A 13,746-nucleotide genomic window follows, 5' to 3' on the forward strand; every position below is an offset into this window, starting at 1 on the left:
GGCCGCCCCGGCGATATCCATTGGCCGCTCCCGGAGCGCCCGACCTACCCTCGGTGACATGACCAAGCCCCTCGTCGCCATCCTGAGCGGCGCCGGTATCTCCACCGACTCCGGCATCCCGGACTACCGCGGCCCCAACGGCCTGTGGCGCAAGGATCCCGAGGCCGAGAAGCTCGTGACGTACGAGTACTACATGGGCGATCCGGAGATCCGGCGGCGGTCCTGGCAGATGCGGCGCAAGAACCGGACGCTGAAGGCCGAGCCCAATGCCGCGCACCGCGCCGTGGCCGAGCTCGAGCAGGCCGGGGTGCCGGTGCGGGTCATCACGCAGAACGTCGACGGACTGCACCAGCTCGCCGGTATGCCCGCCCGCAAGGTGCTCGAACTGCACGGCAGCGCACGGAGTTTCGTGTGTACCGGGTGTCATGCGCGCGGGCCGATGGAGGACGCGCTCGCCCGGGTCGAGGCCGGGGAGGACGATCCGCCCTGCCTGGAGTGCGGCGGGATCCTCAAGTCGGCGACCGTGATGTTCGGGGAGCGGCTCGATCCGGTGGTGCTGGGTGAGGCCGCAGCGATCACCAAGGCATGCCAGATCTTCATCGCCGTCGGCAGCAGCCTCCAAGTCCAACCAGCGGCCGGGCTCGCGGGTGTCGCAGCGGATCATGGGGCGCGGCTCGTCATCGTCAACGCCGAGGCGACGCCGTACGACGAGCTCGCCGACGAGGTCGTCCGGGAGAGGATCGGCACAGCGCTCCCCCGGTTGGTGCAAGAACTCAAGGAGCAGAGCAGCTACTGAAGTTGAACTCGTGGTGTCGTGCCGTTGGTCAGGGTGGTCCGATGACCAGGCCGGTTTCGGCACGGCAGCCGTCTGTGAGGTCGCTGCGGTACTGGACGTGCCGAAGGCCGCGTTGGATGCACTGGGCGAAGGGTTCAGGGGTGCTGCAGGCGCGGTTGGACAGTCGGCCGCGTCACAGGAGCGACCAGGTGCCTTCGCCGGGGTTGAGGTCGGGTGCTCAGAGCGGCAGCCTTGTGGACGTCCAGGTTGTTCCGCGACAAATTCGCCGCATTCGGCAGTCACTTTGGCGCGAGCCTCGATCACGATGCACACAGCACCTAACCGGAATTCAGCGTCGCACTTCTGTTCCTTGGACTCTACGAATCCCAACTTCCCTTGTAATCAGAACGCCCGCCGGCTGCCGACCGGCGGGACGTTCCGAGCCGAAAGCTATCCGAAATTCTTGACCAGCGGGGCGCCGTTCGGGGGCTTCTTGACCGTGAAGGTCTTGTTGATCGTATTCTTCTCGTTGTCGCTGTCCACACAGGTGACCGTGGCCTTGGCCTTCGTGCCGTTCTTCGGAATCCCTGTCAGAACGACAGAGTACGGTTCGGTCTCGTCATCCCCGGGGAGCTCGTCCGAGTCAGGGTTTCCCTTGGTGGGCTTGATCTCGACGAGAGTCGGCGTCGAATCCCCGAATTTGGCACAGCTCGCGGTCCCCTTGACGGTGACCTTCACTGCTGCGTGCGCCGTGCCGGATGCCGCAACAGGGACGGCGAGTGCCAGCGAGGCCACGACCGCAACAGAGCCGAGCGTCCTCCTTCTATTTCTGCTGCAATTTCGCATTTCAAACTCCCACCGGTCGAAGAATGCCTTTCCAATGGCTCCGGGCTAGACCACGGCATCAAATCGCGCATGTGCGATGGAACCGTCATGTGAGTTCATATGCCTGCCACTGAGGGCTAAGTCCGACCCCGACCCCGCGCGTCCGGAAGGCGGGGCGACTGCGCTTCGCGCTGACGGCTCTGTGCGCCATCGGGGAGACGGTCGATTCCAGCTCCGCCGCCAACTCCCTTGCGTACTGGGTACTTGCACAGGTCTGGCGTCCCTAAATCGACCCTAGCGAGCGGTGGGCATGATGTCCACTTTTGCCCCGGGTGGGCGTAATTGACCCCTCAATCACTGCGGCAACACCGCGATGGCCACTCCGGAGCAATTCCCTTCAACCACGTCGGATCGGGGTGGGGAGACGAACCGCGAGGTCGCTGCCGCTCTGCGGTTGAGCGAGCGGTGGCGCCGGGCCTGGCGCGAGCGCGGCGGGGCCCCGCTTTCCGGTGCGGCCCCGGCTGTGCGAAACACAGATCGCCACGTTGGAGCGGGAGTTGGACCGCGCAGCGCCGGTCCAAGACTGGGCGGACCAGCGGTGGACGCCGGCGCGGATCAAAACGTTGATCGGCCGGATGTTCCGGATCCCCTACGCCGTCGAGGGCACGTGGCGATTGCCGAAGCGGCAAGGCTGCAGCCGACGGCATCCTGCCAGGCGGGCCATCGAACGGGAGGACGATGCCGTCGAGTTGTGGAAGAAGGAGACCTGACCGCGGGTAGGGGCACCGCTGCGGAGCGCGGCGCTTGGTTCGTCTCCGAGGACGAGGCTTGGCAGTCGATGCCCCGCCGCGGTCCAGGACCTGGAGCCGGATCGGTCAGATCCCGTTCGTGCGGGTGGTGGGGGGCGGGCCTCCGGGCGGGTGTCGATGGCGGGCACGGCCTCTTTCAATCCAGGCCGACGGTCGCGTCTCATCTGTGCGATCCGCGCCCGTCAGGGTCGTAAGGGCGAGCCGAAGGGCTTGGCCGGCGGACCTCCGCGACCTGGTCGTCCGCGCCCGTATGCCTCGGGCTTCGGCAACTGCGGCAGAGGCTGGCTCACGGGAGGATCCTCTCCCGACCGACTGCCCGGTGCGCCAGCAGCCGCCTGGTCCGCAGCGGACTTCGAGATCCCGAACCGCGGCGCCACCCTCTGCGACGACACCTCGGGATGAACGGTGCAGCCCTAAGGGCGGATCCCGTCGCACGAGATGGGCAGATGCCGCGGCCCGCGCAGCACGGCGTTCTGGCGGTACGGGGGCGGGTCCTCCAGCAGGCGTGGGTTTTCCAGTTTCCGGGCCAGTTCCGACAGGGCGAGCTGGGTCTCCAGTCGGGCGAGCGGGGCGCCGAAGCAGCTGTGGATGCCGCTGCCCAGGCCGAGGTGCTGGATGTCCCGGCGGTCCGGGTCGAAGCGGTCCGGGTCCTCGAAGCGCTGGGGGTCGCGGTTGCCGGATGCCAGGACGAGCCACAGGGAGGCGCCCTTGGGGATGGTGACACCGCGGACCTCGATGTCGGCGAGGGTGGTGCGCTGGGGCACCAGTTGCACCGGTGGCTCGAAACGCAGCAGCTCCTCGACGATGGGCACGGCCAGCTGCGGATCCGTACGAAGTCGTTCGAGGACTTCGGGATGGCGTAGCAGGGTCAGCATTCCGTTGGTGATGAGGTTGACGGTGGTCTCGTGCCCCGCGATCAGGAGCAGTGCCGCGGTGCTGAGCAGTTCCATCGTCGTCATCGGGCCGTCCCCGCCCTGGGCCGTGGCCAGCTGGGAGAGCATGTCGTCGCCGGGGTTCTTGCGGCGTTCCTCGATCAGGCCGGCCAGGTACATGCCCAACTGCATACGGGCGTCGTGGGCGCCCTTGCCCCGCTCGGTGGGGTCCGCGTCCGGGTCGGGGTCCAGGCTCGCCGCGAGGGTGTCCGCCCAGGTGTGGAAGCGGGCCTCGTCCTCGCGCGGCACCCCGAGCAGCCGGCAGATCACGGTCACCGGGAAGGGGTACGAGAACTGCTCCACCAGGTCGATCCGGCTCGGGTCGGCGATGCCGTCGATGAGGCCGGAGACGATGTCGTGGAGCTCTGCGCGCATCCCGTCGACGCGGTGCGGGGAGTGCGGCGGGCCGAAGGGCCGGTTCGTCATGCGGCGCATCCGGTCGTGTTCCGGTGGGTCGAGCCGCAGGAACCCGGGGGGCAGGGCGCTTTCCTCCTGGGCCGGCTCGGCCAGCGGGTCGCGGGTGGTCGAGGACAGATTGCGGGCGTCGGAGCTGATCCGAGGGTCGTGCAGGAGGCTGCGGATCTCGTGGTAGGTGCTGATGACGTACGGCCCGCCGGCTTCGTGGTGCACCGGCGTCTTGCGTAGCTCTTCGTAGATCGGGTACGGGTTGGCGCGGTTGGCGTAGTCCAGGATCTGGTGCAGCAAGGATTGCGTCATGGCGGGTCCTCGTGGCCGTACGGGTCAGTGCGCGGGGGTGAACGTCATCCGGCGGTCGGCCGGCGAGTATCCGCCGAGGGTCACGGTGGGGCCGTGGGTGGGCACCGACGGGTCGGGGAAGTCGGCGTCGAGCGGCCGCTGTCCGTCCGAGCGCCGGTCGACCGTGGGGAACGGCGGCGGGAACGGCGCGGTGGTCTCGATCAGCTCCTGGTAGAACGGCAGCCAGCGGCCCTGGTCGAAGGTGACCGCGCCGATGACGCGGCCCTGGTACCCGTAGACGCCGACGAACCGGTGGTCCTTGAGCGATCCCTGCGAGATGAGGATCTCCGTACCCAGCGACGGCACCCCGACCGACTTGATGTTGACTCCGAACTGCGAGGACCAGAAGGCCGGCACCTCCATGTGGGGGATGCGGTCGGAGCTCTCGCTGATCATGTTGTGCGCCGCGATCCGAGCCTGGGTGACGGCGTTGCCCCAGTGCTCCAGGGACAGGAACTGGTAGCCGAACAGGGGGTGCGGGCAGCGTGCGACGTCGCCCGCCGCGTAGATGTCGTCGGTGACGATTCCGCGGATGTCGAAGGCCCGGCAGCCGGCGTCGCAGGCGATGCCTCGGGGGCCCGCTCCGAGTCCGGATCCGGCGAGCCATTCGGTGTTGCGGGTGGCGCCGAGCGAGACGATCACCACGTCGGTCTCCACGGTGGAGCCGTCGGACAGATGGGCGGCGCGCACCCGTCCCGAGGCATCGCCTTCCAGCGCGGTCACCATGACCCCGCACCGCAGGTCCACACCGTTCTCGCGCTGCATCTCGGCGGCGACCGCGCCGACGACTCCGCCGAGCGCGCCGACCAGGGGTGCCGAGCCGCGCTCGGCGACGGTGACGGCAAGGCCGCGTTCGCGGCAGGCGGAGGCGATCTCCGAGCCGGTGAACCCGGCTCCGATGACCAGGACCCGCTTGGGTCCTGCGTCCAGCCGCCGCGCGAGGGCGGCGCTGTCGTCGGCCGTCCGCAGCACGAAGACGCCGTCGAGTTCCGCCTCGGCCTCGTGCGGCCACGGTCGTGCCCGGACCCCGGTCGCGATCAGCAGCCGGTCGTACGGCACCTCGTCGCCGTCGGCCAGCCGCACCCGCCGCGCGGCCATGTCCAGGCCGGTGGCCGGGACGCCGAGCCGCCAGGTCGCCTCGACGGTTCGGAGCCTGGGCAGTGCGGTGTGGTCGGCGGCCGCCCTGCCCAGCAGCACCTGCTTGGAGAGCGGGGGGCGGTCGTACGGCTCGTGGGGCTCGTCGCCGATCATGGTCAGGGAGCCCGAGAAGCCCTCGGCACGCAGGGTTTCGGCTGCGCGCAGGCCGGCCAGCGAGGCGCCTACGACGACGATGCGGCCCTCGTGTTTGAGGCGTTCCAGGTTTCCGTCACCGAGCACCGGACACCGCCTCGGCCGGTGCGTCCACCGCGTCGACGAGGATGGCCTGGACCGGGCAGGCCGCGGCGGCCCGGGCCAGTTTCGCGCGCTGCGCCTCGTCGGCCTCCGGGTCGTACAGCAGCGCCTCCTCGCCGTGCATGGCGAAGATCTCGGGGGCGAGGAACGCGCACTGCGCATACCCCTGACAGCGGTTCAGGTCGACGGCAATCCTCACCACGGGATCGGTCCTCTCCTACGGCCCGGTCGGCCCCCTGCTTCCACCCTCGGTGGCCGGACGGGATGCGGCGACGAGAAGCAGACCGTTCGAGTGAGCGGTGCGGTCGGCTCAGGTCGATGTGGCCGGCTGTGGCGGGGCGGGACGCCGGCCTCGCAGGATGTTCAGGCTGAGGAGCAACGCCCAGGCCGGGAAGACGAGTTCGGACCAGGGCACGCTGGACCCCACCACCAGCAGCGTGAGGCCCGCCAGGTAGCCGAGGGCGACGAGCGGGCGCGGGAGGACGCCGCGACGGCGGCCGATGGTCGAGGTCGTGATGATGAACACCGCCGCCATCCGCATGGCGTACGTGGTCAGCAGGGCGTAGGCGAAGTGCCGGCCGAAAGGAGGGTGCTGCTGGCTCTCGGCGAGCACCGTTCCGGCCGCCGCGGCGGCGCCGAACAAGGTGGCGACGAAGACCAGGCCACTACCCAGGAAAACGGTGGAGAAGAACCGGTCCTCGTCCTCGCCGGCCTGCTCGCGCAGGGCGCCCATGAACCAGAGGAAGGCAATCCCGGCGAACGGGAGCAGCTCCAGCGCCGTCCGTACGGCGCTGCGCTGTCCGGCATCGGCGGTCACGTCGCTCCCGCCGGTACCGCCGGGCAGAGCGATGCGCATCAGGACGATCGCCACGGCCATCAGGACCGCGAACACCACCCCGGCCACCCCGGCGGCCCACAGGGTCGCGAGGCGCTCGTGCTTTCGCTGCATGGTCTCCCGCTTTCTGCCCGGTCCTCCTTCGTACAGACACCAGCGATCCGGGGGCTCGCGCCACCGGGGTCACTCGGGAGGAAGAGCGGGGTGCGCCATACAGGTCAGGGCTGGTGGCCCGGTCACGGCCACTGCGACCAGTCCTCGATGCGTTCGGCGGTCACCAGGGTGACCACGGTGCCCGCTGGATGAGGAGAGGCGATGGTCCCGAACCTGCCTCGCCGAATGCGCCGCGGCTCGCCCAGGACGACCTGGACCACCTCGCAGGTCGGCTCGCCCGGGCCGCCGAGGAGGCAGTGCACGCCCGGCTTCAGCGCTTGCGCAGGGGCGGAGACCGAGAACTCCTCCGACCGCACGGTCCGGATCGGCGCGGTGAGCGTCATCGTCGGTGCCCCCGCCTCGGCTCTGATCACGTAGCCGCCGCGGGCGGATTCTTCGTCGTCCTCATCGTCGTCGACCGGAATGTAGGTGGCGTGCCTCGCTCGGGAGGTCGACCGCTTCAGAAACCTCATGGTTCATTTTCCCCGCGACACAGGCCGAGCACGCCGGCACGCTGCTGCGCACGCTGACCGGCTAGAACAGCGCCCTCCCGCTCTCGAAGTCCAGCAGACGCTGTTTGCGGTCCAGGCCGCCGCCGTAGCCCGTGAGGCTGCCGTTCGCGCCGACCACTCGGTGGCAGGGGACGATGATGCCGATCGGGTTCTTGCCGTTGGCGAGGCCCACCGCGCGGGAGGCGGACGGGTTGCCCAGGGCGTCGGCCAGGTCGCCGTAGGAGCGGGTCTCGCCGTAGGGGATCTTGCGGAGCTGGTCCCAGACGCCGCGCTGGAAGGGTGTTCCGTCCAGGCGGAGTTCGAGGGTGAATTCCTTCAACTCGCCTGCGAAGTACGCCTTCAGTTGTTGCTCGGCCTCGGCGAACGGGGTGTCGTCCGGGAGGCCGAAGGTCTCCTCCGGTGGGCGGTGGCGTTGGTCGGTCATGTAGAGGCCGCACAGGACACCGTCGTCGGCGACGAGGGTGAGGGGGCCGTAGGGGCTGGGGACGACCGTGTGTTGTTTCGTCATGGTTGGCCTGACGTCCTTATACCGGGAGGAAGTTGATCGGGTGGCTGTCCGTCGCCCACAGGTACTGGACCGCGTACGCCCGCCAGGGGCGCCAGGCCGCCGCGCGGGCGGTGAGGGCCGCCGGGGTGGACGGGAGGCCCAACTCCTGGGCGGCGCGGCGGATTCCGAGGTCGGTGGGGAGGAAGGCGTCGGGGTCGCCCAGGGCGCGCATGGCGATGACGTCGACCGTCCAGGGGCCGAAGCCGGGGAGGGCGAGGAGGCGGTCGCGGGTTTGCGTCCAGTCGCTGTCCACGCCCAAGTTGACCTCGCCGTCGGCCAGTTGGCGGACCAGCGTGGTGAACGTGGTGCGGCGGGTGCGGGGCATCGCCAGGGACTCCGGGTTCACCTCGGCCAGGGCCTCGGGGGTCGGGAAGAGGTGGGTGAGGCCGCCCTCCGGGTCCTCCACCGGGTTGCCGTACGCCGTGACCAGGCGGGCCGCGTGCGTGCGGGCCGCGGCCGTGGAGACCTGCTGGCCGAGGACCGCTCGTACGGCGAACTCGGCCTCGTCGACCGTGCGCGGTACGCGGCGGCCGGGTGCCTTGTCGACCAGTGGGGCCAGCAGCGGGTCCGTGCGGAGCTGGTCGTCGATCGCGACCGGGTCGGCGTCCAGGTCGAGCATGCGGCGGCAGCGGCTGATGGCGACGGGCAGGTCGCGCAGGTCGCTGAGCGTGAGGCGGCAGGCGACGTGGTCGGCTTTCGGGGTCAGGGTCGCGATGCCGTGGCCGTACGGGAGGCGGAGCGTGCGGCGGTAGGCGCCGTCGCGCCACTCCTCCACGCCGGGTACGGCCGTGGCGGCGAGGTGGCCGAAGAGGTTGTCGGGGTTGAGGGGGGCGCGGAAGGGGAGGCGGAGGGTGAGGACGCCGGGCGCCGACGGGGCGTTCTTCTTCGGCAGCCGGGCGCGCAGTTCGGACGGAGAGAGGGCGAAGACCTCGCGGACCGTGTCGTTGAAGGTACGGATCGAGGAGAAGCCGGCGGCGAAGGCGATCTCCGCCATCGGGAGGGGGGTCGTCTCGATCAACAGGCGTGCCGTCTGGGCGCGTTGGGCTCGGGCCAGGGCCAGGGGGCCGGCGCCCAGTTCGGCGAGCAGCTGGCGTTCGATCTGTCGGGTGCTGTACCCGAGGCGGGCGGCGAGGCCGGGTACGCCGTCGCGGTCGACCACGCCGTCGGCGATCAGGCGCATTGCGCGGGCCACGAGGTCGGCGCGCCGGTTCCACTCCGGGGAGCCGGGGCTGGTGTCGGGGCGGCAGCGCTTGCAGGCCCGGAAGCCGGCCTGCTGGCAGCCGGCCGCGCTCGGGTAGAAGGTCATGTTCTCGGGCTTGGGCGGTACGACCGGGCAGCTGGGCCGGCAGTAGATCCGGGTGGTCAGGACCGCCGTGAAGAACCATCCGTCGAAGCGGGCGTCCTTGGACTGGACGGCGCGTACGCAGCGCTCTCGGTCGGTGTGCATCCCGTTCTGCATGCGTCCAGCATCGGCGATGCGGGCGGGCGGGGCTGGCGAGAATCCGACATCAAGGTGGCGTGCGCTGGGGCGGTCCGGATCACCAGCGGTTCCGTATACCTGAGCGGCCATTCATGTGTGGGTGTGTGGTGGGTACGCTGCCGTCCATGGCGCATGAACGGCAGCGGTCGATGTGGCCGCTGTACGCGGCCGGGTTCACCACCGCCTTCGGGGCGCACGGGATCGCCGCGAACCTCGGGGGTGCCGGGGAGGGTGCGGTCACCTCGCTGCTCGTCCTGGGCGGGCTGCTCGCGCTCTACGACGGCGCGGAAGTGCTGCTGAAGCCCGTGTTCGGCACGGTGGCCGACCGGGTCGGGGCGCGGCCGGTGCTGCTCGGCGGGCTGGCGGCGTTCGCCGTCGCGTCCGCGCTGTACGTCCTCGCGGACAGCCCGGGGTGGCTGTGGGCCGCACGGCTGGGGCAGGGGGCGGCGGCCTCGGCGTTCTCGCCGGCCGCGTCCGCGCTGGTGGCCCGGCTCAATCCGGCGGCCAAACACGGGCGGGCCTTTGGGAGTTACGGCTTCTGCAAGTCCGTCGGCTACACACTGGGCCCGCTGCTGGGCGGGCTGCTCGTGTGGGCGGGCGGGCTGCGGCTGCTGTTCGCCGTGCTGACGGTGCTCGGCGCCGGCGTGGCGGTGTGGGCGCTGGTGGCCGTACCCGTCGTAGCGCCGCTACCGCGGGCCCGGCAGACCGTGCTGGACCTGGCGCGGCGGCTGACGGAGGCGGCGTTTCTGGTGCCGACGGCCGCGCTCGCGGGGGCGACCGCCGCGCTGTCGGTCGGGGTGGGGTTCCTGCCGGTGTCCGGGGCGGCGGCGGGGCTCGGGACGGTGGCGACGGGTGCGGCGGTGTCGGTGCTGGCCGCGTGCGCGGCGGTCGTACAGCCGCGGGTGGGGCGGGCGTTGGACGCGGGGCGGCTCACCGCGCGCGCCGGGCTCACCGCCGGGCTGCTGCTCGCGGCGGCCGGCCTGGCCTGCGCGATGCTGCCCGGCCTGGTCGGCGTCCTGCTCGCCGCCGCCCTCATCGGCACCGGCACGGGCCTGATCACCCCGCTCGGCTTCGCGACCCTCGCGTCGACGACCCCGCCGGAGCGGCTCGGGCAGACCATGGGCGCGGCGGAACTCGGCCGCGAACTGGGCGACGCGGGAGGGCCGTTGCTGGTGGCTGCCGTCGCGACGACGGCGACGCTGACGTACGGGTTCGGGGCACTGGCGGTGGTGTTGGGGTGCGGGGCGGTGGGGGCTGTGGCGGGGGTGCGACGGGGGGAGGCCGGGGCTCGTCAGGGCGGCGACCGGAGCAGCGCGTGAGGCGGCGGATCGCCCTCGGCGGGCCCCGCTTGCTGCTGGCGCACAGCTCGTCTGTCACCGCTGAGCCCGCCCGTCTGCCGCCGCTGAGGCCCACCCGCCTGCCGCTGGTGAGCCGCCCGCTCGTCCTGCTTCCGCTGAGCCGGCCCGCCTGCACCCGCGAACCGGCACCCGTGAGCCGGCCCGCCTTCTGCCGGTGAGCCGCCCGCCCTGCTGCCACCCGTGAGCCACCACCCTGCTGCCGCTGGCCCGCCCTCCCGCCACCCGCGAGCCACCCCGCCGGCCACCGGTGAGCCACCCATCCTCCGGCCGCTGAGCCGCCCCGCTTGCCTCCGATACCGGATCCGCCCCTCACCCCTCCCTCTCGCGGAGCGCCTTGCGCAGGGCCGTCCGCTCCTCCGGGGTCAGTCCCGTGACGAACTGCTGGAGGGCGGTGATCGGGTCCGGGTTGCGGGCCAGGGCCAGGTGCATGGCGTCCGCGGTCATCTGGGCCTCGTTCTTCACCGGGCGGTAGGCACCGCGCCGCCCGTCCGCGTCGCGCAGGACCAGGCCCTTGTCGTGCAGGCGTCGCAGGATGGTGTGCACGGTGTTGTAGGCGAGGTCGCCCTCGATTCCGGACTGGACCTCGGCCGGGGTGAGGGGGCGGTCCGTCGCCCACAGGGTGGCGAGGACCGCGCTCTCCAGCTCTCCCGGGTTGCGCCGCTCGGCCCTGCCGCGAGGGGTCGCGCCTGCCATGACCACCACGTTACGGCGCGTCGGGCCCGCCGGACACCGAGGCGCCGGGAGCCATCACGAGCCACCGAGCGACTACAGTCACGTAGACGGGTCCATCGGACTGTGAACGGTGGACCGATGAGAGCAGCCGAGGAGCGTTTCCATGCCCGAAGGGCAGCAGGACGAGCCGGTCGGAGGACGGGCGGACCGGCGGCCGGCCGGTGAGCTGGAGGCGAGCGTGCTGGCCGCGCTGTGGGCCGCCGACGGGCCGCTCACGCCCGGTGCCGTGCAGGTGGAGCTCGGCGGCGGTCTCGCCCGCACCACCGTGACCACGATCCTCACGCGTCTGCACGCCAAGGGCGCGGTCACCCGGGCGCGCTCGGGCCGCGGCTACGCCTACGCCCCGGTCCAGGACTCCCCCGGTCTCACCGCCCGCCGTATGCACGCCGAACTCGACAAGGACGAGGACCGCGGCACCGTGCTCGCCCGCTTCGTCTCCGATCTGAGCCCCGAGGACGAGCAGCTGCTGCGCACCCTCCTGGACGGCGGGGACGGGACCGCGGGAGACGCCCCGTGATCTACGCCGTGTGGCTTCCGCTGCTGGTGCCGTTGCTGGTGCCGCTGCTCACCGTGCCCGTCGCCCGGCGCGGTGCCGAGCAGCTCTCGCCCCGGACGGCCGCCTGGGCGCTGACCGCCCTCGCGCTGGTCCTCGCCGTCTCCAGTACGGCCGCGCTGGCGCTGCTCGCTCTCGCCGGTTCCCTGCGGCTGCCGTTCGTCGCGGCGCTCGCCCACCTCTCCCCGCGCCTGCTGGGCGTCGGCTCGCCCGCCACCGTGCCGGCCGCGGTCCTGGCCGCGCTCGCGCTGGCGGCACTCGGCGTCGGGCTCTTCCGCAGAGCCCGACGCCATCTCCGTGAACTGCGGGCCGCCCAGCGGCAGTTGGGCGGCGCGTCGAGCGCCGGTGACCTCTGCGTGCGGCACGAGGAGCGGCCCGACGCGTACGCCCTGCCCGGGCGGCCGGGCCGTATCGTCGTCACCACCGGGATGCTGCGTGCCCTCGGCGCACGCGAGCGCGAGGTGCTGTTCGCCCACGAGCGCGCCCACCTCGCCGGCCGGCACCATCTCTTCCTCGCGGCGGCCGAGTTCGCCGTAGCCCTGCATCCGGCCCTGCGCGGGCTGCGCGCCCCGCTGTCGTACGCCCTGGAGCGCTGGGCCGACGAGTCCGCCGCGCGGGCGACCGGCGATCGGGCGCTCACCGCCCGAGCCGTCGGCCGCGCCGCCCTCGCCGCCCGTGCGGCGGACCCCCGCCCCCGGCTGTCCCTCCCGGCCACGGCGGGTCCGGTCCCCCGCCGTGTCACCGCCCTGCTGCACCCCGCCGCGCCCGCTCCCCGCCTGCTCCCCCGCGCCCTGGCCGGTCTGCTCCTGGCCTGCGTGGCTGTATCGGCGACCGCGGCGATGGACGCGGCGACCGATCTGCACGCGGGCATCGAGGTCGCGCAGGGAGAACACTGAGAACTGGGGGCACGGGCCACTGCATCGGCCCCGTCGCGCTACCCGGAGAATTCGGTCGCGCCGGGCCGCCGCGAGAGTTCCTGCGCCTTCCCGACGTCGGTGAGCGGGCGCAATCGGTATGTGCAGGAGTAGTCGCGGTCGGCGAAGAGCTTGTACTCGTCGTGCGTGTGAGCACCCCAGCTGTTGTCGCCGCCCACGCCCATCTGCCGGTGGTTCAGGCGCAGGACAACCTCCTCGCGGGGCGTGAGCCGGTAGTCGTGGCGGGCACCGAGGGACAGGTCCTCCGGGGTGAGGTGCGAGGCGTTGGCCTCGACGAGCGGTTCGCCGGAGACGGGCGGGCCTCGGCCGCGGCCGTCCGTGAGGGCGAGCCGGCGGACGTCGGTCTTGTGGCCGTTCTCCTGCGGGCGGGTGCAGGAGGTCCACTGCCTGGAGACGGTCCCGGAGTACAGGCCGACGTCGGTGTCGTCGTGGCGGTCCCAGTGGTTCTCCTCGGGGCCGCGGCCGTAGTAGTGCAGGTGTTCCAGGCGGCTCGGGAGGAACAGCAGCGTGCCGACCTCCGAGACGTACGGCAGCGTCGCCGCGCCCGGGTGCAGGGTGTTGTCGACCTTGATCTCGCCGTTGCCGAAGACCGTGCAGGTGGTGGTTGTACGTCGACTCGACGGTCGTCGGCAGGGTGCCGCTGACCTTGATCTCCACGGCCCGGTCGCGCAGTTCGCGCACGCTCACGTCCGTGACCTTGCGGCGGGCGCCCGCGGCGCGCCAGGTCTGGTTGCGGGTGTGCCGGCCGTTGCCGTGGTCGTTCCTCGGTGGGCGCCCGCCAGAAGGTGGGCGTGGGGCCGGTGGTGAGGAGCCGGGTGCCGTGGGCCTCGTAGGAGGTGATGAGCCCGCTGTCCTTGGCGACGGTGACGGAGAAGTCGGGGCCCGAGACGGTGCGGGAGTCGTCGTTCTGCTGGTGGCTCAGCGCCGGGACGTTCTCCAGCGGGACGGGGTGACGGCCGGGCTGCCGGCGTCGACGGCGAGTTAGTGCCGGGCCACCTCGAAGCCGGGCTCTGCCCACTTGGTGGACCTCCATTGCGCCGCACGATGTGGCATGCTCCGGTCAACAGATGCACGTAGCCCACGGCCGCCGCCGGCGCACCCCAGCCGACCGGACGGTCGCCGAGCAGGCCGGAATCCCGGCCGCCGCAAAGG

Annotated in this window: 15 protein-coding genes and 2 pseudogenes; 6 read left to right on the top strand and 11 right to left on the bottom strand. The window is 71.8% G+C overall.

Features of this window, described 5'->3' with window-relative positions; translation table 11 throughout:
- Nucleotides 1–58: 58 nt before the first annotated feature.
- Nucleotides 59–796, top strand: coding sequence for a Sir2 family NAD-dependent protein deacetylase (locus ABZ880_RS18865; RefSeq protein WP_361263788.1), 738 nt, complete (start codon nucleotides 59–61; stop codon nucleotides 794–796).
- Between the two features lie 28 nt (nucleotides 797–824).
- Here ABZ880_RS18865 and ABZ880_RS18870 read toward each other — a convergent pair.
- Nucleotides 825–1,025: pseudogene (locus ABZ880_RS18870) on the bottom strand (IS630 family transposase); the annotation flags it as partial.
- Nucleotides 1,026–1,225: 200 nt separating this feature from the next.
- Nucleotides 1,226–1,570 carry a hypothetical protein gene (locus tag ABZ880_RS18875; protein ID WP_361263791.1) on the bottom strand — a complete coding sequence of 115 codons (345 nt, stop codon included), beginning with the start codon at nucleotides 1,568–1,570 and terminating at the stop codon, nucleotides 1,226–1,228.
- A gap of 665 nt (nucleotides 1,571–2,235) precedes the next feature.
- Here ABZ880_RS18875 and ABZ880_RS18880 point away from each other — a divergent pair.
- Nucleotides 2,236–2,370, top strand: coding sequence for a winged helix-turn-helix domain-containing protein (locus tag ABZ880_RS18880; protein WP_361264275.1), 135 nt, complete (start codon nucleotides 2,236–2,238; stop codon nucleotides 2,368–2,370).
- A gap of 452 nt (nucleotides 2,371–2,822) precedes the next feature.
- Here ABZ880_RS18880 and ABZ880_RS18885 read toward each other — a convergent pair whose 3' ends face one another.
- The 7 genes from ABZ880_RS18885 to ABZ880_RS18915 all read right to left on the bottom strand — a co-directional run bounded on the left by ABZ880_RS18885 (nucleotide 2,823) and on the right by ABZ880_RS18915 (nucleotide 8,995).
- Nucleotides 2,823–4,058, bottom strand: coding sequence for a cytochrome P450 (locus ABZ880_RS18885; protein WP_361263793.1), 1,236 nt, complete (start codon nucleotides 4,056–4,058; stop codon nucleotides 2,823–2,825).
- A 24-nt stretch (nucleotides 4,059–4,082) separates the two neighbouring features.
- Entirely contained in the window at nucleotides 4,083–5,474 is a 1,392-nt protein-coding gene (locus tag ABZ880_RS18890) for an FAD-dependent oxidoreductase (protein ID WP_361263796.1), read from the bottom strand.
- A complete protein-coding gene (locus tag ABZ880_RS18895) occupies nucleotides 5,464–5,688 on the bottom strand; it encodes a ferredoxin (RefSeq protein ID WP_361264278.1) in 225 nt (74 codons plus the stop codon). Before ABZ880_RS18895 ends, ABZ880_RS18890 begins: the two co-directional genes overlap by 11 nt.
- A gap of 111 nt (nucleotides 5,689–5,799) precedes the next feature.
- Nucleotides 5,800–6,438, bottom strand: a complete 639-nt coding sequence (locus ABZ880_RS18900; protein WP_361263799.1) for a hypothetical protein — start codon at nucleotides 6,436–6,438, stop codon at nucleotides 5,800–5,802.
- A gap of 122 nt (nucleotides 6,439–6,560) precedes the next feature.
- Nucleotides 6,561–6,950 (bottom strand): hypothetical protein, encoded by a 390-nt coding sequence (locus ABZ880_RS18905; protein WP_361263802.1) that lies wholly within the window; start codon nucleotides 6,948–6,950, stop codon nucleotides 6,561–6,563.
- Nucleotides 6,951–7,011: 61 nt separating this feature from the next.
- Nucleotides 7,012–7,497: a methylated-DNA--[protein]-cysteine S-methyltransferase gene (locus tag ABZ880_RS18910; protein ID WP_361263805.1), complete on the bottom strand. Its 486-nt coding sequence runs from the start codon at nucleotides 7,495–7,497 to the stop codon at nucleotides 7,012–7,014.
- A gap of 16 nt (nucleotides 7,498–7,513) precedes the next feature.
- A complete protein-coding gene (locus tag ABZ880_RS18915; protein WP_361263808.1) occupies nucleotides 7,514–8,995 on the bottom strand; it encodes an AlkA N-terminal domain-containing protein in 1,482 nt (493 codons plus the stop codon).
- 170 nt (nucleotides 8,996–9,165) lie between these two features.
- Here ABZ880_RS18915 and ABZ880_RS18920 point away from each other — a divergent pair, with 170 nt between their 5' ends.
- Both ABZ880_RS18920 and ABZ880_RS18925 read left to right on the top strand, forming a co-directional pair.
- The gene (locus ABZ880_RS18920) at nucleotides 9,166–10,335 is read left to right on the top strand and encodes an MFS transporter (protein ID WP_361264280.1); all 1,170 of its coding nucleotides are present in this window, start codon (nucleotides 9,166–9,168) and stop codon (nucleotides 10,333–10,335) included.
- Nucleotides 10,332–10,532: a hypothetical protein gene (locus ABZ880_RS18925; RefSeq protein WP_361263811.1), complete on the top strand. Its 201-nt coding sequence runs from the start codon at nucleotides 10,332–10,334 to the stop codon at nucleotides 10,530–10,532. Before ABZ880_RS18920 ends, ABZ880_RS18925 begins: the two co-directional genes overlap by 4 nt.
- A gap of 151 nt (nucleotides 10,533–10,683) precedes the next feature.
- Here the strand turns inward: ABZ880_RS18925 and ABZ880_RS18930 are convergent, their stop codons facing one another.
- The gene (locus ABZ880_RS18930) at nucleotides 10,684–11,067 is read right to left on the bottom strand and encodes a BlaI/MecI/CopY family transcriptional regulator (protein ID WP_361263813.1); all 384 of its coding nucleotides are present in this window, start codon (nucleotides 11,065–11,067) and stop codon (nucleotides 10,684–10,686) included.
- Between the two features lie 142 nt (nucleotides 11,068–11,209).
- Between ABZ880_RS18930 and ABZ880_RS18935 the strand changes: the two genes are divergently transcribed.
- Complete coding sequence (locus ABZ880_RS18935) at nucleotides 11,210–11,623, top strand: BlaI/MecI/CopY family transcriptional regulator (protein WP_361263815.1); 414 nt, start codon at nucleotides 11,210–11,212, stop codon at nucleotides 11,621–11,623.
- Nucleotides 11,620–12,555, top strand: a complete 936-nt coding sequence (locus ABZ880_RS18940) for a M56 family metallopeptidase (protein ID WP_361263818.1) — start codon at nucleotides 11,620–11,622, stop codon at nucleotides 12,553–12,555. The genes ABZ880_RS18935 and ABZ880_RS18940 overlap by 4 nt, the downstream gene beginning before the upstream one ends.
- A 38-nt stretch (nucleotides 12,556–12,593) precedes the next feature.
- Here ABZ880_RS18940 and ABZ880_RS18945 read toward each other — a convergent pair.
- Nucleotides 12,594–13,620: pseudogene (locus ABZ880_RS18945) on the bottom strand (beta-galactosidase small subunit); the annotation flags it as partial.
- Between the last annotated feature and the right edge of the window lie 126 nt (nucleotides 13,621–13,746).

The organism is Streptomyces sp. NPDC047043 (assembly GCF_040644055.1).
Classification (GTDB): domain Bacteria; phylum Actinomycetota; class Actinomycetes; order Streptomycetales; family Streptomycetaceae; genus Streptomyces.

What these genes read in the sequence shown, in the direction of transcription:
- ABZ880_RS18865 (WP_361263788.1), top strand. Translation starts at nt 59, where the DNA reads ATGACCAAGCCCCTCGTCGCCATCCTGAGCGGCGCCGGTATCTCCACC.
- ABZ880_RS18880 (WP_361264275.1), top strand. Translation starts at nt 2,236, where the DNA reads ATGTTCCGGATCCCCTACGCCGTCGAGGGCACGTGGCGATTGCCGAAG.
- ABZ880_RS18885 (WP_361263793.1), bottom strand. Translation starts at nt 4,058, where the DNA reads ATGACGCAATCCTTGCTGCACCAGATCCTGGACTACGCCAACCGCGCC.
- ABZ880_RS18900 (WP_361263799.1), bottom strand. Translation starts at nt 6,438, where the DNA reads ATGCAGCGAAAGCACGAGCGCCTCGCGACCCTGTGGGCCGCCGGGGTG.
- ABZ880_RS18905 (WP_361263802.1), bottom strand. Translation starts at nt 6,950, where the DNA reads ATGAGGTTTCTGAAGCGGTCGACCTCCCGAGCGAGGCACGCCACCTAC.
- ABZ880_RS18910 (WP_361263805.1), bottom strand. Translation starts at nt 7,497, where the DNA reads ATGACGAAACAACACACGGTCGTCCCCAGCCCCTACGGCCCCCTCACC.
- ABZ880_RS18915 (WP_361263808.1), bottom strand. Translation starts at nt 8,995, where the DNA reads ATGCAGAACGGGATGCACACCGACCGAGAGCGCTGCGTACGCGCCGTC.
- ABZ880_RS18920 (WP_361264280.1), top strand. Translation starts at nt 9,166, where the DNA reads ATGTGGCCGCTGTACGCGGCCGGGTTCACCACCGCCTTCGGGGCGCAC.
- ABZ880_RS18930 (WP_361263813.1), bottom strand. Translation starts at nt 11,067, where the DNA reads ATGGCAGGCGCGACCCCTCGCGGCAGGGCCGAGCGGCGCAACCCGGGA.
- ABZ880_RS18935 (WP_361263815.1), top strand. Translation starts at nt 11,210, where the DNA reads ATGCCCGAAGGGCAGCAGGACGAGCCGGTCGGAGGACGGGCGGACCGG.